Origin of the sequence: Nostoc sp., from assembly GCF_036916655.1 — a bacterium.
In the GTDB taxonomy this organism is placed as follows: domain Bacteria; phylum Cyanobacteriota; class Cyanobacteriia; order Cyanobacteriales; family Nostocaceae; genus Nostoc.
Window position 1 is genome coordinate 231149 of record NZ_JBALFY010000068.1, and the last position, 17339, is coordinate 248487.

Consider the following 17339-nt stretch of genomic DNA (forward strand, 5'->3'; position numbering starts at 1 on the left):
TGTCCAGATACCCGACTTCTTAAAGAAGTCGGGTATCTAATATTTAACGAATTATTTTAGTATTGGTATATTTGACTGATAGCCGCATAATTAGTTTTATAAATAGGAAGCATTTCTTTAGCCTGTACAGAGACAGAAGTACTCTCTGGAATCGCTTTTAATAAATTTATTGCTTGCTGCCATTTATCTTGTGCTTGCTGCCGACTTAGTTGTGAATGAGGTGAATTTTTGACAAATAAATTAGCTTCCATTGCTAGTTTTTGGGCTGATTCTAAGTTTGCTAAAGCTTTCTTTTCAATCAATACTCTTTGACTGATAGATTTATAGTTAATCTGATAGTAAGCCAATTTCTTCTCTGCTTGCTCATAAACTGATGTCTTGTGAGGAATGCTATCTAACAAGATGATTGCCTGATGCCATTTGTTTTGTGCTTGTTGCCAGACGTTGAGAGGATGGGGTGGCTTTTGAACCAGAGAAGCAGCCTCCATACCAAGTTTTTGAGCAGATTTAAAGTTAGCGATCGCTGCACCCGCATCTGGGGCGATCGCACTTCCTTCTTGAGTTAAACTTAGACTTATCTGCTGTAATTGTGGACTTTGCTCTCGAATTTTCCAACCACAAAAACCTAAAATTAATAAACTTGAGGCTATGAGCAAAGCTGAACGTACTATTTTTGGCGTTGAAAACTTTGGAGCTATTTTTACTTTCTGGCTAATAATTGGTTCTTTATTAATTTTTTGTTCAATATTTTTTAGGGCTTCTTCAGCCTGTTGTATTAAAGTATCACCCTGAATTATTAAAGTAGAAATTTGTTCTTGAAAAAAATCACAATCATTGAGAATATCTGTCAATTCTTGGAATTTCTCTTCACTCGATATAATTAATTCGTGGTCGTCGTCTAACCACTCTAAAGCGAAGCCAGATTTACCATAAAAAGCTGATACGCCTAATAAAATATTTAATAAGCTGCGACTGTTTTTAATAGTATTAAAAATATAATTTAATTTTTCTTGTAACTGTAATAGTTGTTTTTGGAAATTGTAAATCTGTTGAATTTGATGTTGTAAAATATTAGATTTTCTCAAATCTAAGCTAATCTTTAAACTTTCAGTAAGTGTTTTAAATTCACTGGGTATGCTTGGATGAATAATATCAGAATTTAGTTGATTTACTAATTTAACGTCACTGAGAATATCAGCCGCTATTGCTTGCAAAAAATAACCCCATTCAATCCAACTATCAATTTTTGATAGTAAATCAGTCAATGAAATTTTAGTTTCTGAATTTCCAAATTTTTCTATTATGGCTGAATCTACTAATCCTAGACGAGGTATAAACAAAGTAGCTACTGTAATTAATCTAGGAAGTGTTGCGATCGCAGAATTTTTGAGACGATCAAACTGCAACTCCTGAACAATTAATTTTTTAATATTACGTAGTTTTTCTTGAGCATTATTAATTATGATAATTTGTTCCATGATTTCATTAGAATCGCCAATAGTCAGTTTTAGACTCTGAATTAGTGTTGGCAATTCACTAACAAGTATTTCTAGGTTAGCCATAAATACCCCTTAGGGATTTGTCGAAAGTTTATGCGAAACAATTAAAATGGCTTGAGTAAGAATATAACCACGCCTGTTGCATCTGAGCATCCTAGTTGAGTGCAAATATTAGGTAGCTATAAAATGTATAATTCCCCTAAATCCTGCTAAAGTAACAATTTCAGTTTACAAATCCCAGAGAAAGACAAAATTACCCATTCACTAACCTATGAATGAAGTTGATTTAGCATTTACCCCAGCACTAGAGTTGGCGCAATTAATTCGTCGCCGAGAAGTATCACCGCTAGAGTTGGTAGAAATATATTTAGAACGGATTGGGCAATTAAATCCTCAATTAGGAAGTTATTTTACGGTGACGGCAGAATTAGCGATCGCAGATGCCAAAGCCAAAACAGAATTATTGACAACTACCTCAGAATTACCGCCATTTTTTGGCGTGCCGATTTCCATCAAAGACCTAAATGCTGTAGCAGGTATTACCTGTACTTACGGAAATCCGGCATTACTAAATAATATTCCTAACTATGATGATGGTGTCGTAACACGGATTAAGCAAGCTGGATTTACTATTCTCGGTAAAACAGCCACTTCCGAATTAGGTTCATTTCCGTACAGTGAACCTGCGGGTTTTCCCCCAGCGAGAAACCCGTGGAATTTAGAATATACCCCTGGCGGTTCCAGTGGTGGTGCCGCCGCCGCCGTAGCAGCAGGATTATGTGCGATCGCTCAAGGTTCTGATGGTGGTGGTTCAATTCGGGGACCTGCGGCTTGTTGTGGTTTGGTAGGACTCAAACCATCCAGAGGCAGAGTGAGTAAAGCACCCGTAGGCGAACGCCTGGCTGGAATTGCCGTAAATGGCCCCATCGCCCGGACTGTCGCTGATGCTGCGGCTCTTTTAGATGCCATCTCTGGCTATGTCACAGGCGATCCTTACTGGTTGCCCGATCCTGAACCATCATTTCTCGCCGCCACTCAGACAAAACCTGGTGCTTTGCGAATTGCCTTTGACACTAGCATTTCTCCTTTGGGAGAAGCTGACGCTAACTGTCAGCAAGGTGTCCGCCAAACCGTCCAGTTATTAGAACAACTTGGCCACCATGTTGAACAGAAATCCCCGGATTTCAGTGCTTTAGTTGAACCATTTCAAATTGTCTGGCAAGCTGGGGTAGCGGCGGCGGGACTTCCGGTTGAAGCCTTGCAACCATTGAATCGCTGGCTATTTGCACGCACAGGTTCCGTTGCCCAGTATCTCCAAGCAGTTTCTCAAATGCAAGTAGTGGCACGGCAGATTGTAGCGTTTTTCGATGCCGTGGATGTGCTGGTATTGCCAGTTTATCTACATTCACCCATCCGCATTGGGGAATGGGCTTCGCTAAGTCCAGAAGAGACATTCCAAAATATTATTGAGTGGGTTGCCCCTTGTCCGCCTGCGAATGCAACTGGACAACCTGCGATCGCAATTCCTGTAGGCTTTGACAGTAAGGGTTTACCCATCAGTGTGCAACTAATTGGTAAACCTGCCGCTGAAGCCACAATCATCAGCCTAGCAGCACAATTAGAAGCGGCTAATCCTTGGATTCATCATCGTCCAGCCTTGGCAATATCGGGCTAATCATGCAGGCATCTCTGGAACAACTTTCGCAAATTATCGTGTTTGCGGGTTTAGAAACAGCAGAGAAGATCGGTTTGCAGCCTTACACTCAGGTGCAAAGCTATCGCAAAAGAGAGATTATTCTCCCTGAAGGCGATCGCTTTCCAGCAAAACTCTATGCTGTTATCAGTGGATCAATTCAAGGGTTTAAATCCCCGTCTGAAATGTCTTTAATTTTATTAGCGCAGCGTAAAGCCAACTCTTGGAGAGGCTCCGCCAACGGCAGGGCAACTCTTAGAGACGCTGCGCGTAGCTTGCTTCCCCGTAGGGGTACGCTTAGAGCGAGTCTTCTCTCAAGGGGAGACGCATAGAAGCAGTACTAGTTTACTTTCCATTCGCGGTCAAGGATAGCGTAAAGAAAGTTGTCGTACCATCTACCTTTGATTAACTCTTTTTCCCGCAGATGACCTTCACGACGCATACCAATTTTTTCTAATACTTTTATAGAAGCAAGATTCTCTGCAACACACCAAGACCAGATCCGGTGCATCCCCATTTCTTCAAAGCCGAACTTTAAAATGGCGTGTGCTGCTTCTGTTGCATAACCTTGTCCCCAATATTGAGTGTTTAGTTCATAGCCGATATTTGCTTCCCGCATTTCTGGGTCATTTACACGGATACCACAATTGCCAATAAGCTGATTTTCTTCTTTGAGGATAATAGCTAACTGAAATTTTGTCCGTGGTTGCTCTTTTTGCTGATCGATAAACATCTGGATAAACTCACAAACATCCTTCTGTGTGCGGTGCGTCCAATAGTTATAAGGCAAGTACAAAGGATCTGATTGATAGGCAAAAACCGCCTGCCAATCTGTCTCTATAAAGTCACGCATTAGCAAGCGGTGTGTTTCTAAGATCATGCCTTTTTTTTGTGCGCTGAGTGCAGGTAATAAAAGAGTTTATGCAGCTAAACAAAGCACAAAAATCTTAGGACTTCTAGCACATTACGTTAGCTAGTGGAATGATTAAGTTGCCCGATCAATTTTTTGCACTTCTTCATCAGATAGTTTCACACTGATAGCTTGTACCGAGTCTTCAATACTGGAAACCTTGCTAGCACCAGGAATCGGCAAGATAGCGGGCGACTTGGAACGCAACCACGCTAAGACGATATTATACACCGACACGCCTTTTTCTTTCGCTAACTGAGCGATCGCAGCAATATCTTGCAAATCCTGATGGCGACGCCTACCACCAAAGGGACTCCAAGGCAAAAAGCTTAATCCCTGTTGTTCGCAATACTTCAACACACCGTCATTTTCTGGCTGTCGTTGCCAGGGGCTATATTGATTCTGCACTGAGATAATATCCACCACATCCCGCGCCCGCTTAATTTGTTCAACGGAAAAGTTAGAAACTCCCACAAACCGAATCCAACCAGCCTCCACTGCTTCTTTAACTGGTGCAAGGGATTCTTCAATGGTGTATTTAGGATCGGGAGAATGATATTGCCAAACATCGATGGGTTTAGCACCACCCAAAGCCTCAAAACTGACGCGAATTGTTTGGCGTAAATGTTCTGGGTTGCCGTTACTTGTCCAGTTGCCATCGGGACGCATCAAACCGCCCTTTGTTGCCACAAGTACTTGACTAACATCACCTTTATAACTACTAAGTGCTTTGTGAATTAGCTGTTCGTTGTGATGCTTCTCTGATTCATCTTTGCAGTAAGCATCGGCAGTGTCAATAAATGTAATACCCAAATCCAACGCCCGATGAATAACTTCGATTGATTGCGATTCGGGAGGGCGATTAGCAATTGACATGGGCATACCGCCCAAACCGACCGCACTTACAAAGATACCAGTTTTTCCTAGCTGTTTGGTTTCCATGCTTTTAGCTATAGCTTTCTGTCCCAATTATCTATTAGTTAGGCATTCATAATAAATCCTCCCTAGTACTTATACTTGGTGATCGGTAAATGGGCAACAAGGGGAATACTCTACTCAGGTGTTAAGTATTCTATACACAGGTATCGATGAAAATTGTTGGGGAAACCCATACTAAATTGCAGCTAAAGCATCGACCATTTAGCTATTGGTTTAGTGGATGGTCTATTTTTATTATCTTTTTAAGCTTTTTCATGTACTGCTTATTTTTTGATTCTGCTTCAGTTAGTCTCAGTTGCATTCGACCTTCTTCAAACCAAATTAATTGTGAATTGAAGCGGTTTAATTTGCTGGGAAGTATGGAGAAACTTAAAATATTTGATCTTCAGGAAGCATACATCCTGACAAAGACTGGTAGCAAAGGGAGCAAAAGCTATCAAGTTATGATTGTGACCCCATTTGGAGACTTTGCCCTGCTATCGCATATTAGCTATCAAGAAGATGAGGAAATTGTTTTAAAAATCAATAATTTTATCAACTCTGGGCAAGTTTCACTATTAGTGCAACAGAATCAGCGAAATTATCTATTTTTCTCAAGTTTATTTACATTATTTGTAATGGCGATCGCTGCTTATTTTGCTACATCACCGGCAACTACCTGCACCTTCTATAAGAGTATCGATAAGGTCTTTATCGAACGGAAAAGTTTGCGTGGCAACCAAATTATCGAACATCCACTAGAAAGTATTCTGCGTTTTGATATCCAAGAACAGCAATATAAATACTCCAAAGTTTATCGGGCTGTAATTATGCTGAAATCTGGCGAGGAAATTCCAATTAACCCACAATATACTGATGAAAAGAGCATCAGATATGCAGTTTCTAGGATTCTCTCATTCCTGAGAAACTAGAAAAAATTACCCGCCCTAAGTGCCTCAGCACCCTCAGAGGAGATATCAAAAACTCAGGAACCTCTAATTTTTCGTGGGCGATCGCTTGACATCTCCACCCGGAATCTGATAAACCCCAAATTAGGTTATAAAATCCGCCCAGGTTATAGCCGCAACTTCAGTATCCTGAAGTCGTTTGGCTCATGAACACAACTTAGTGAACTACAAATACCCGCTTTGTCAGTTCACAATCCCTACACTACTAAGAGTTGAGGGTGGGGACTTCCGCGATATGTTAAATAAAATAAGTAGCCAGCATACATAAGCGGCTGTTATTCCCCAGTTGACATAAAGCATTGTGAGTGCAAAACGTCTGCCAGAAACCATTGCCCATGTCAGAATTACTCGCCAATCCTGGCAACACGGCTTCCTTGAAGGCGAAGTGAGTGCAGGTGAGTTTGAGTGGCATTTCCAGTGGCATTTTCGCCGAGGAGAACTTGCTGTCAAGCCTTCCCAAGGCCGTGCCCTAATCAAAGAACCCCTCGGTCGATTCTTGGAGCAACAAGATTACCAGCTAGAGCCTGGAGGAGATTATGCTTTTACTATTCGGGCGCAACTTTAAAAGTTAAAAGCCATTCAATTTTGGATTTTAGATTTTAGATTTTAGATTTTTCTAAAATTTAAAATCTAAAATTGATTTTCAATCCAAAATCCAAAATTCCAAATCTAAAATTGATTGACTGCTGATTCAGTAAGGCGATTTAAGTATCTTTCAATTAAGAGAATAGCAACAATATCATCTATGGGTCTTGGTGGCTGTCTCAGACCCTTTGGCAATAGCTTTATTAGCCCTGTAGGTGGAAACATCTGCCAATAGCGATCGCGTGCTTCTAGGGTTGTATAACGCTCATCCACTAAAATAATACTCAGCGGTTCTGTCAATTCCTGATATAATTGCTGTCTCCACTGCTTGGCTGTCGTTTGGTCGCCCATCACCATTAAGGAAATGGGAAATTTTTGACGTAGTGTCTCAATGGTAGCGATCGCTTCTTTTGCTAGCGCCACCTCATGATAATACAGTTGCCGATCCAGTCCCATCACCGCTAAACCACACTTATCTCGACCTGGATCAAACCCCAAAATCACTGGTTGCGTTGGTGAAAATTCACGAAAATTCATAAGAAATTAAAAATAAGAATTCAGGAATCAGAATCAATTGGTGGCGAGTCTGTCTTGGAAAATTATGATGTCTACGGCATCAGCCGCCGCTTATTACTTTCCGCGCTCATCTCCCACTAATTGTATTCTGACTTCTGAATTCTGAATTCTGACTTCTTTTTCAAGTACTAAAAATAATTTTTCCGTTGACTATTGCTACTAATTTTACTCTCAATGGCCCGGCTGTATAAGTGTCCTCTGCCGCGATCGCTTTGATATCCAATGGTTGATTGTACTGTCTTAATTGGGTGATAAAGCGTAGAAAAGTCCCATCTACTTGCACATTTTCGACAATTCCCACGTTACGGGCACGAAATTGGGAAGCAGAAATCAATATTTCTAGCCGCTGCTGTAACTGATAAGATGTCATGGTTGTGGAATCAGCAGTAGTCGTGGCTAGCACCGCGCCTTCCGAAAAAACTAGCTGATTCCTGGCTGTATCGGCGAAAAATTCTATCTGCTTTTCCCCTCTGACATAATTACCAGCCGAGAAAATTCGTACCACATATTCTTGACCATCGCCAATCTGTTTGCTTAATTGCTCAATCCTATCCTGAGTGACGTGCAGTAGCTCGACATTTGCTGGATTTACACCAGGTTCGCTTAATTCCAGGCTGGCGTTGCGATTGGCTTCTTGTAAAAGTTGTATCACTGCCTGACGCGCAGCAGCAGGTTGGATAACACGAATTACACCAGCAGACAAAACTTGACCACGAACTAAGGCCAGCTTACCCAGACGCAGATCGCGGTAGGATTGATAATATTTTTCTAGCCTGGCAACTTCTAATTCTAGTTGCTCTTGTTGTGCTTCCAATTCTTTGAGGCGCGATTCCCGTTTGGCAATCACTTGCTCTCGCGCGGTAATTTCGACATTACGCTTTTGAATTAGTTGATCCAGTTGAGAAATTTTTTGATCGCGTTGTTGGATAGCTTCTTGACGGTTAGCGAGTTCGCGATCGCGTTTTGCGATCGCTGTTTTGGCTTCGTCAATGGCTTTTTTCGCTTCCGCATACAATCGTTGACGTTCTGTCTTTAGTAACTCAACTGCCGCCTGTAACTCCTTTCTCTGGTTATAAACGCTTTGCAATTCAGCTATGGCTTTTTGGTACTGAGTTACAACCTGATTTAGCTGACCTTGAGTGCGTTGGAGTTGAGTTTGGGTTTGAGCTTGTTGACTAATGGTGCGGTTCAACTGGGCTTGTGTTTGCCTCTGTTTGGCATTGGCCGCCTGCAAGGATTGGTTAATTGCTTGCAAGTCTTGTTGTGCCTTTGCTTGGGCAATTCTAGCCTGGTTTAGCTCACCCTCTACCTGACTTTTCTGAGTTTCTGCGGTTTTTAACTGTTCCCGCTTCTGTCTGAGGTCTGTTTGAATATCCTCTAATTCAAAGACTCCCTTTCGTAAGCCTTCGTCGGCAGCAAATAAAATCCCTAAGGTTGATGCGGAAATCAAACCACCCGTAAAAATTGTTACCACTACGGCGGTGTTTTTTGGACGTAGATTAAAAAGTGAGAGGCGCGCTTTGCCAACTCGTGTGCCGATGCGATCGCCCACGGTTGCAATTACGCCTCCCAGAATTAAAATTGCAGCGATGAGGATGTATCCGGTGGTCATCTTTAGCTACCGAAATCCTTCCAGATACAGCCTACTACTTTTAAGCATTGTCTGGAAAGAAGTGGAAATTGGCAATAGCTGAAATTATTCAATTTTAGATTTACCTCTAGCTATTAGTGTCATTTTTCAAAACACAACACGCGCCGACTCCCCTTCCTCCAATTGTTTTTATAAGAAGAATTCAGAACTCAGGAGTCAGAATTCAGTATGAATTCTGTACGAGTGGGTGATAGCGCACCGTTAGCGAGTCCGCGATAGCGAGTCTTCTCCCAAAGGGAGGCGCCAAGGGCGAACGAGCGTCGCGTCTGAATACTTGGTTAAAACCGTACTTTGTCCCGCTACGCTAACGCCCCTGGTGGACGAAAAAATTAAAATATTCTCGCCTGAAAAATCTATCCCTTTATGGGTAGAGTATTCTGAATTCTGAATTCTTTATTCTGACTCCTGTTTTATGTGAATTGCCTACTTAAGGTAACAGGTTTATGCACAGTAATCTTCTTTTTGTGGATAGAAATCATCTTTTTCTCGCGCAAATCTCCCAGTAGCCTGGTAACGGTAACACGAGTTGAACCAATTGCTTCTGCGATCGCTTGATGAGATAACTTCAAATCAATAGTGATCCCATCTGCACAAGGAACGCCAAAATCTCGACAAAGAATTAATAAAAAACTCACCAATCGAGAACCCATATCTCGGTGAGCGAGAGTTTCAATCATCATCTCCGTTTGTAAAATTCGCGAAGACAGACCTCGCAGCATTAACATTGATAATTCGGGATTTTCCTTGAGTGCTACCTCTACCTGTTCAATTGGTGCCGACAGTAATTCCACAGGAGTAAATGCAACCGCATGGTAAAACCGATCCGATTTATTTCCTGTCAGCAATGACAATACACCAAAAACACTATTTTCTCGCAGCAGCGCTACCGTTATTTCCTCTCCTGCCTCGTACACCCTGGAAAGTTTAACAGCACCTTTCAAAAGAAAATAAACTCGTTCGGCAGGATCGCCAGGAAAAAAGATCGTTTTATTGCGTTCAAACGTTTCCACAACTGGCGGAAACGCCCCGGTCGCCATCTGACGAAAAACATTTGCTAGGGCTTTATCTTGTGTCACGATCATCTCCCTTCCCCTACCCAATGCCGGAAAAACAAAAACTCATTACCTAAGAATACACCTGAAAAATGAATAAAGCACCGTCAACCTTTCTGTACTTTCCTATACTCCAACTAATCTCTTCATAACTCTTTGTTTATAATGATACATAATTGTTGATCCTTTCAGCTACTAATTGTTGATAAGTAGTTCCAATAGCTGTATTTAAAAGGTTTTTTGAAGAACAAATAAAGATATCTTGAGAATATCTTTATAAAAAATCAAGATTTTTACACGCAGCAAACACTCTTACCAATATTCATTTTTGCAAATCCTGTATAAAACAAAGATAAATTAGTCTCAGATTCTAGTATGCTCCTAATGATCGATCGCATTAACAATTTATATGCTAAATCTGACTGGAAAAAATGCTCTTGTTACAGGTATTGCCAATAACCGCTCGATCGCCTGGGGCATCGCTCAACAACTGCATAAAGCTGGAGCAAATCTGGGTATTACCTACCTGCCGGATGAACGTGGCAAAATGGAGAAAAAAGTTGCGGAATTGGTAGAACCCCTCAACCCCAGCTTATTTCTTCCCTGTAATGTCCAAGATGAAGACCAAATTAAATCTACCTTTGAGACAATCCGCGAACAGTGGGGAAAGTTAGATATCCTCATCCATTGCCTAGCCTTTGCCAGCAAAGACGATTTGAGTGGAGATTTTAGCCAAACTTCTCGTTCTGGCTTCAACACCGCTTTAGAAATCAGTACCTATTCGCTGGTGCAGTTAAGTGGTGCAGCCAAACCTTTGATGACAGAGGGAGGTAGCATCGTCACCCTGACATATTTAGGTGGTGTCAGAGCAATCCCCAACTACAACGTCATGGGAGTTGCCAAAGCAGGTTTAGAAATGAGTGTGCGCTACCTAGCTGCCGAACTAGGGCCACAAAATATCCGTGTGAATGCCATTTCCGCCGGCCCCATCCGCACTTTGGCATCTTCAGCAGTGGGTGGGATTTTGGATATGATTCATCATGTAGAAGAAGTAGCTCCCCTACGACGCACCGTCACTCAGTTAGAAGTCGGCAACGCTGCGGCTTTCTTGTGTAGTGATTTGTCCAGCGGCATTACCGGACAAATTCTATATGTAGATGCAGGATATGAAATTATGGGAATGTAGTTAGGGACTGGGGATTGGGTATTGGGTATTGGGAAGAATTCAGTCCCCAGTCCCCATTCCCCAGTCCCCATTCCCCATTCCCCAGTCCCCATTCCCCATTCCCCAGTCCCCATTCCCCAGTCCCCATTCCCCAGTCCCCATTCCCCAGTCCCCACTCCCAACTCCCTATGCAAACAACCAATCGCCAACTTAATTCAAATTACGATCGCTTAACTGAAACCCCTCGGATTGCCACTGTTCACCGTACCACTGGTGAAACTAATGTCCAAGTTACCATCAACCTGGATGGTAGAGGAACTTGCACAGCAGCAACAGGCATTCCGTTTTTAGATCACATGTTGCATCAAATTGCCTCCCACGGGCTGATTGATATAGATGTCCAAGCCAAGGGAGACTGGGAAATTGACGATCATCACACCAACGAAGATGTCGGCATTACTCTAGGCCAAGCCTTGAACCAAGCACTAGGCGACAGAAAAGGTATTGTCCGCTTTGGTAATTTTCTTGCACCACTGGATGAAGCCTTAGTTCAGGTAGCGCTAGATTTTTCTGGACGGCCTCATCTTAGCTACGGCTTGCAAATTCCTACTCAGCGGGTAGGAACCTATGACACCCAGCTGGTACGAGAGTTTTTTGTAGCTTTAGTGAACCATAGCCAAATGACATTGCACATCCGGCAACTGGATGGTATTAATTCCCACCACATCATTGAAGCGACATTTAAAGCTTTTGCAAGAGCAACCCGGCTAGCTGTAGAAATAGACCCCCGTCGTGCTGACGTAATTCCCAGTTCTAAGGGCGTTCTATGAAATGGGTATTGGTCATTGGGAAAGAGGAGTAGAAGGCAGAAGTTCTTTAATTTTGAATTGATTTCTCCCTCATCTTTCTATTCCCCACTACCCAATAATTGACATACCAGCAGTTGATGGTTATTATCAGCCTAATGGGTAACTTCTAATTAATACCAAGCTGATAAATAGTAATTTAACGGAGATGAAGTCTGTTGCAGATGACTCTGATTATCAACTTAATACGATAGACATTCCACCAGTAGTCCTAACTTCTGAATTGCGAAAAGTCTATCGCACTGGTTTTTGGCTAAATCAAAAAGTCGTATCTCTCAAAACCTGTTCTTTAACGGTTTACAAAGGCGAAACCTTTGGTTTGCTAGGGCCAAATGGTGCTGGTAAAACCACCCTTTTAAAATTGTTGCTGGGAATTATTCATCCTACCTCTGGACGAGGATCGTTGTTGGGTAAGCCAATAGGCGATCGCACTGTTAAGCAACATATCGGTTATCTACCAGAAAATCCCTACTTGTATGACTATCTCACTGGCTGGGAATTTTTACAGCTAGCTGCTGGGCTATTCCAAATTCCCCAAAGTGTCCAACGCCAACGCATTCCCCAACTGCTGGAATTAGTCGGTTTATCCCAAGCCGACGCTCGTAAAAAGCTGCTGCGTCGCTATTCCAAAGGAATGCTACAGCGTGTTGGCATGGCACAGGCGCTAATTAACGAGCCAGATTTGGTTTTTCTCGATGAACCAATGTCTGGGCTTGATCCGGTGGGACGCTACCAAATGCGGGAAATTATCTTGGCACTCAAAGCCGCTGGTAAGACGATTTTTTTTAATAGCCATGTTCTTAGTGAAGTCGAACAGATTTGCGATCGCATTGCCATCCTCACTCAAGGTGAACTAATTTGCTCTGGTTCCCTCCATGAACTCTTAGGCGGAAAAGACACATATCAAATAAAAGGTCAAGGTGGTGACTGGGAAATTCTCAAAAAATGGATACCTACTCTCATCTTTGAGCCTGATGGTTCCTGGCACGGTACACTACAAAATGATTACTATGATTTTCTTGCTAGTCTCCATCTTATGGAGGGCAAAATTATTGCCATGAACTTGTCGCGTCACTCCCTAGAAGAATTTTTTATTCAACAAATCCAAAGAAAAAATAACTCGCTTAATTAGTTGGTCTTGTTGATAAATACTAAATTATCGGATGACTTGAAGAACTAAACCCAAACTTCTACTTTTTTGAGTTGATCTTTACTCAATCCAACCCACAAAAAATAAAATTACGACCTCTTTTTAAGTATATGTTGGACTTAATTAATGAAGTTATTCATAATTTTACTACTCCCTGGCTACTGGTAATAGATTTCAAATCACAGTTTCAATGTCATAAAATTGCCTTATGGCAATAAATCTTGTTTGTAAGTGCTTGATTGGAGAAAAGATAATTGTTTCTATAAACTGGCTTTAGTTGCGTAAACTTTATACTTTTTGAGAATTGCTCTATTCAAACAGCATTAACTTTAAGTTAACTTCACTAAAAATTCAAATTCAATAAACAAATTTATTCCGGAAAATCACACTTTTCTAGGAAAATAAGAGTGTTGGGGAACTTGAATACTTAGGTATAGTCAAAATAAAAATGTTTAGACAGTACTTTATTGATTGTAGTTTCAGAGTCTCAGGTAAATATGCTTAACAAAAGTTTGTCTAAATTTCTAATTAAGCCATCTGTGGGTATGGCTTTGTTAACTGCTTTCAATGCCGCTGTGTCATCTGCCAGTCTCGCTCAGGGACAACCATTACCACCAACTACACCATCACCAAGCATACAACAAACACAAATAGATACTAACTATTTATTAGGTGGTGGCGATCTCGTCCGTGTAAATGTATTTGAAGTACCTGAATACACAGGTGAATACCAAGTCCCCCCAGGTGGAGCAATTAACCTACCTTTAATTGGTAGTGTGTCAGTCCTTGGACTCACAACTGAACAAGCTTCTGACGAAATTGCTAGAAGATATGCTCGCTTCCTCAAACGTCCCTTGATCTCAGTTAATCTGTTATCACCTCGCCCCATCAATATTTTCGTTGCCGGAGAGGTGACACGTCCCGGAGCTTACACTCTGAGCTTGAGTGGAGGCGCAGGCAACAATCCAGGCGTACAATACCCTACAGTTTTAGCCGCATTAACAACAGCGCAAGGAGTGACTTTAGCTGCGGATGTCACTCAAGTCCAATTACGGCGTAAAACAGGACGTTCCTCGGAGCAAACCGTCACCGTTAATTTGAAGCAACTCATTCAAACAGGCACGTTATCACAGGATATTACCTTGCGGGATGGAGACACCATAGTTGTGCCAACAGCAACTAACTTCAACATAGCAGAATCCCGCAATCTATTTGCAGCCAACTTTGCTGCTAGCCAAACTACACCCCGTACAGTAACAATTATTGGTGAAGTTAACCGTCCTGGTTCGTATCTTGTCACCCCAGGAAACACAGATAACCAGGCGGGCGCAACTAATAACAGTGGCGCTGCTAGTCCTACAGGTCTGCCAAATGTGACGCGGGTAATTCAACTAGCTGGAGGAATTACAGCACAGGCTGATGTTCGTAATCTCAAGCTACGCCGACCGACAAGAACTGGCTCAGAACAAGCTATAGATATTAATCTTTGGCAACTATTGCAAAGCGGTGACGCCAATCAAGACATCATTGTACAAGACGGAGATACGATTGTTATTCCGACGGCAACTGAAATTAATCCCGCAGAAGCTACTCAATTAGCTACAACTACTTTGTCTCCTACACGCATTCAAGTTGGTGTGGTAGGTGAAGTTAAAAAACCAGGGTTAACAGATGTTCAGCCAAATAGCTCTTTAAATCAAGCCATACTCGCTGCTGGCGGATTTAATGATGCCAGAGCTAGTAGTAGTGCTGTCGATTTGATTCGCCTCAACCCTAATGGTTCTGTCACTAAACGTATAGTAAAAGTGGATTTCTCCGCTGGGATTAATGAGCAAACTAATCCTATACTCCGCAATAATGATGTTGTAGTAGTTAACCGATCTGGTGCCGCTAAGACTGGTGATACCATCAACACTATAACTGGGCCTCTAGGTATTGTCCTTAATCTCCTAAACTTGTTCGGACTCTAGTTTAAGATATAGATGCAAGTTGGGGGCGTTGACCAACCCTCTCCGTCCCTAGAATTGCACTATCTTTGAATCAAAGCTCAATAGTCAAGAATTAATATAGTCCTACTTAATCATTCGTGAGAGAGAAAAAAGCTAAAAAGCTTAAATTTCGGGTTTTCTAGACGCGATAAATCGCAGTCTCTACAAGTATTTTGTTGCTCATTCTGAACTGTATTGCGCCATACCCTTCTCTACGCGATGGGATTTTGCTATGCGTAGCGTCTCGCAGAGAATGCATCGCTTCTTCCAAAGTTATCTTTTCTATCCCATTATAAAAAATCAAGTAATATTACTCATTGACAAATTGGGTAGACTCTAAGGATCTCACTAAAAATTATTAATGTGGATTGATAGGCTTTTGCAAACCTTGTTATATATACCCGAATTGATTATGATAATGAGAATACTTAATAAGGTATAAGCGAGAATAAGTGCTCTATAATTGATTTCTTAGTATTTAGTGATTATCATTATCATAAGAATTATTTAAGTAAATTAAGTAATTGATGACAGATATACTATCTTAACCACAGATACTGCGTATACACAGTAGAATGATGTGCAATTGGAAATGACGCTATTTGTACGGTTGCTTAGTGCCCATTAATAGAGTAATTCTGGATACTGATCATTATTTTTCAGTGCTTTTACTAGATACTTGATTTTTTTTGGAACACAAGCTAAAAAGGCAGTTCAGCCATATTTACGCGAAAACCCGCAGGTGTAAACCTAGAAAACCGTGTATAAACTTACAAATAGCAGTTACACGACCGTATCCAATACTGAGTTACTGACTAAGGCTAGAGTTACTGACCGTTGACAATTGAGTTTTTGCAACATACCCTATTTTTCCCTATGATGATTCATGGTTTAGGTTTTCTCAGTTTGAGCGCATCTCTTGTACTTCCCTGGGCATTAACAGGTCTGGTTCAAGGACAGAAAATAACAGAATCTTTAGTTAAAGATGTTCGTCAGTCATCCCCTGTTCAGCAAATGCCATTACCTAGCCGCAAGCTGATCAGCCAGGTTCCAACTGCGACAACATACTATGTGAGTGCTACTGGAGATGACAGAAATAGCGGACTCACTACCTCATCTGCTTTTAGGACAATTCAAAGGGCCGCAGACCTTACCAGACCTGGTGACACAGTACTAATTCTGAATGGGGAATATAGGAACGCACCCGGACGTGGATCTGTACTAAGTATTAGTCGTTCTGGAACTGCAAACGCCTGGATTAAATTTAAAGCGTATCCTGGCCATTCTCCAAAAATTCGGCACAATACATGGAATGGTATCGGGTTTGGAAAGCGAGTTTCATATATTGAGATCAATGGGTTAGAGGTGATAGGAAACAATGCTAATGTCACGCTTGCTTATGCATTAAGTCAGAAAAGTAACTCATCAAATGTGCTTACAAACGGAAACTGCATAAACATTGACGGACGCGGTGGTGGTATTCATCACATAAATATTCTGAACAACAAAGTGCATGACTGTGGAGGAGCAGGTATTTCAGTAGCCGGATCTGATTATGTGAAAGTGGATAATAACACTGTCTATAATAACTCCTGGTACAGTGTCTATGGTACTAGCGGCATTTCCTTCTTACAGAATTGGAATTCTGACGGCAATCAGGGATACAAGATGTTCATAACCAACAACAGAGCATACAACAATCGTATGTACGTTCCCTGGATTCAACGTGGAACTATCACAGATGGTAATGGCATTATTGTAGATATTTCAAAAAGTGGTACAAATGGTCCATATAAAGGACGGACTTTAATTGCAAACAATATTAGCTACAGGAATGGTGGTTCGGGTATTCATGCTCATGAAAGCGAGCATATCGATATTATCAACAACACAGCATATTTGAATCAGCAAACTCCAGAGCTTAGAAATAAGGGGGACATTTATGGTGGTTATGCATCTGATATCAAGATTTTCAACAACATTATTTATCCTTCTTCTGGTAGAAATGCGAACAGCAACGTGATGAATAGGAACGTTACCTATGACTACAATCTTTACCCCAATGGTGCCGCGGTCGTTGTGAGAGGTACTCACGATGTTATTGGAGATCCACAGTTTGTGAATCCCTCAAATGGTGACTTTAGAATCAGATCAAGCAGTCCAGCAATCAATAGAGGTTATTATTGGAGTGGTTTGACAACTGATTTTGAAGGTAATCCTCGTCCTAGTGGTAGTGGATATGATATTGGGGCAGACGAATACAGGTAACTGCAACCTCATGTCCTGCCATCTGCCCATAGTGATATCAAACTAAGGGT

General features: G+C 41.6%; 15 protein-coding genes. 9 read left to right on the forward strand and 6 right to left on the reverse strand.

The features are described 5' to 3' along the window. Positions 1-56 precede the first annotated feature (56 nt). The gene (locus V7L31_RS19235; protein WP_334697715.1) at positions 57-1562 is read right to left on the reverse strand and encodes a hypothetical protein; all 1506 of its coding nucleotides are present in this window, start codon (positions 1560-1562) and stop codon (positions 57-59) included. 208 nt (positions 1563-1770) lie between these two features. Here V7L31_RS19235 and V7L31_RS19240 point away from each other — a divergent pair, with 208 nt between their 5' ends. Further along, a complete protein-coding gene (locus V7L31_RS19240; protein ID WP_334697716.1) occupies positions 1771-3174 on the forward strand; it encodes an amidase in 1404 nt (467 codons plus the stop codon). 2 nt (positions 3175-3176) lie between these two features. Then, a complete protein-coding gene (locus V7L31_RS19245) occupies positions 3177-3524 on the forward strand; it encodes a hypothetical protein (protein ID WP_334697717.1) in 348 nt (115 codons plus the stop codon). A gap of 8 nt (positions 3525-3532) precedes the next feature. Here the strand turns inward: V7L31_RS19245 and V7L31_RS19250 are convergent, their stop codons facing one another. Continuing rightward, on the reverse strand, positions 3533-4072 hold the full coding sequence (locus V7L31_RS19250; RefSeq protein ID WP_334697718.1) for a GNAT family N-acetyltransferase: 540 nt from the start codon (positions 4070-4072) through the stop codon (positions 3533-3535). 105 nt (positions 4073-4177) lie between these two features. Continuing rightward, positions 4178-5044: an aldo/keto reductase gene (locus V7L31_RS19255; RefSeq protein WP_334697719.1), complete on the reverse strand. Its 867-nt coding sequence runs from the start codon at positions 5042-5044 to the stop codon at positions 4178-4180. 356 nt (positions 5045-5400) lie between these two features. On the opposite strand from V7L31_RS19255, the gene V7L31_RS19260 reads away from it, so the two are divergent. Beyond that, positions 5401-5952, forward strand: a complete 552-nt coding sequence (locus V7L31_RS19260; RefSeq protein WP_334697720.1) for a hypothetical protein — start codon at positions 5401-5403, stop codon at positions 5950-5952. Positions 5953-6289: 337 nt separating this feature from the next. After that, positions 6290-6553 carry a DUF3146 family protein gene (locus V7L31_RS19265; RefSeq protein ID WP_179067550.1) on the forward strand — a complete coding sequence of 88 codons (264 nt, stop codon included), beginning with the start codon at positions 6290-6292 and terminating at the stop codon, positions 6551-6553. Positions 6554-6657: 104 nt separating this feature from the next. On the opposite strand, the gene V7L31_RS19270 is transcribed toward V7L31_RS19265, so the two are convergent. From V7L31_RS19270 to ntcA, 3 genes are all read right to left on the reverse strand, one after another. After that, on the reverse strand, positions 6658-7110 hold the full coding sequence (locus tag V7L31_RS19270; protein WP_334697721.1) for a resolvase: 453 nt from the start codon (positions 7108-7110) through the stop codon (positions 6658-6660). A gap of 160 nt (positions 7111-7270) precedes the next feature. Further along, positions 7271-8761, reverse strand: a complete 1491-nt coding sequence (locus V7L31_RS19275) for a DUF3084 domain-containing protein (protein WP_334697722.1) — start codon at positions 8759-8761, stop codon at positions 7271-7273. A gap of 449 nt (positions 8762-9210) precedes the next feature. Beyond that, a complete protein-coding gene (gene ntcA, locus V7L31_RS19280; RefSeq protein ID WP_292854711.1) occupies positions 9211-9882 on the reverse strand; it encodes a global nitrogen regulator NtcA in 672 nt (223 codons plus the stop codon). A 379-nt stretch (positions 9883-10261) separates the two neighbouring features. Here ntcA and fabI point away from each other — a divergent pair, with 379 nt between their 5' ends. From fabI to V7L31_RS19305, 5 genes are all read left to right on the forward strand, one after another. Then, the gene (fabI, locus tag V7L31_RS19285; protein WP_289795800.1) at positions 10262-11038 is read left to right on the forward strand and encodes an enoyl-ACP reductase FabI; all 777 of its coding nucleotides are present in this window, start codon (positions 10262-10264) and stop codon (positions 11036-11038) included. 167 nt (positions 11039-11205) lie between these two features. Then, the gene (gene hisB / locus V7L31_RS19290) at positions 11206-11847 is read left to right on the forward strand and encodes an imidazoleglycerol-phosphate dehydratase HisB (RefSeq protein ID WP_334697723.1); all 642 of its coding nucleotides are present in this window, start codon (positions 11206-11208) and stop codon (positions 11845-11847) included. A 184-nt stretch (positions 11848-12031) separates the two neighbouring features. Beyond that, complete coding sequence (locus V7L31_RS19295; protein WP_334697724.1) at positions 12032-13015, forward strand: ABC transporter ATP-binding protein; 984 nt, start codon at positions 12032-12034, stop codon at positions 13013-13015. Positions 13016-13530: 515 nt separating this feature from the next. Further along, complete coding sequence (locus tag V7L31_RS19300) at positions 13531-15003, forward strand: SLBB domain-containing protein (RefSeq protein WP_334697725.1); 1473 nt, start codon at positions 13531-13533, stop codon at positions 15001-15003. 855 nt (positions 15004-15858) lie between these two features. Continuing rightward, positions 15859-17289: a choice-of-anchor Q domain-containing protein gene (locus V7L31_RS19305; RefSeq protein WP_334697726.1), complete on the forward strand. Its 1431-nt coding sequence runs from the start codon at positions 15859-15861 to the stop codon at positions 17287-17289. Positions 17290-17339 lie beyond the last annotated feature (50 nt).

Coding starts and splice junctions, on each gene's coding strand:
- V7L31_RS19235 (WP_334697715.1), bottom strand. CDS start 1,562: ATGGCTAACCTAGAAATACTTGTTAGTGAATTGCCAACACTAATTCAG.
- V7L31_RS19240 (WP_334697716.1), top strand. CDS start 1,771: ATGAATGAAGTTGATTTAGCATTTACCCCAGCACTAGAGTTGGCGCAA.
- V7L31_RS19245 (WP_334697717.1), top strand. CDS start 3,177: ATGCAGGCATCTCTGGAACAACTTTCGCAAATTATCGTGTTTGCGGGT.
- V7L31_RS19250 (WP_334697718.1), bottom strand. CDS start 4,072: ATGATCTTAGAAACACACCGCTTGCTAATGCGTGACTTTATAGAGACA.
- V7L31_RS19255 (WP_334697719.1), bottom strand. CDS start 5,044: ATGGAAACCAAACAGCTAGGAAAAACTGGTATCTTTGTAAGTGCGGTC.
- V7L31_RS19260 (WP_334697720.1), top strand. CDS start 5,401: ATGGAGAAACTTAAAATATTTGATCTTCAGGAAGCATACATCCTGACA.
- V7L31_RS19270 (WP_334697721.1), bottom strand. CDS start 7,110: ATGAATTTTCGTGAATTTTCACCAACGCAACCAGTGATTTTGGGGTTT.
- V7L31_RS19275 (WP_334697722.1), bottom strand. CDS start 8,761: ATGACCACCGGATACATCCTCATCGCTGCAATTTTAATTCTGGGAGGC.
- ntcA (WP_292854711.1), bottom strand. CDS start 9,882: ATGATCGTGACACAAGATAAAGCCCTAGCAAATGTTTTTCGTCAGATG.
- fabI (WP_289795800.1), top strand. CDS start 10,262: ATGCTAAATCTGACTGGAAAAAATGCTCTTGTTACAGGTATTGCCAAT.
- hisB (WP_334697723.1), top strand. CDS start 11,206: ATGCAAACAACCAATCGCCAACTTAATTCAAATTACGATCGCTTAACT.
- V7L31_RS19295 (WP_334697724.1), top strand. CDS start 12,032: ATGAAGTCTGTTGCAGATGACTCTGATTATCAACTTAATACGATAGAC.
- V7L31_RS19300 (WP_334697725.1), top strand. CDS start 13,531: ATGCTTAACAAAAGTTTGTCTAAATTTCTAATTAAGCCATCTGTGGGT.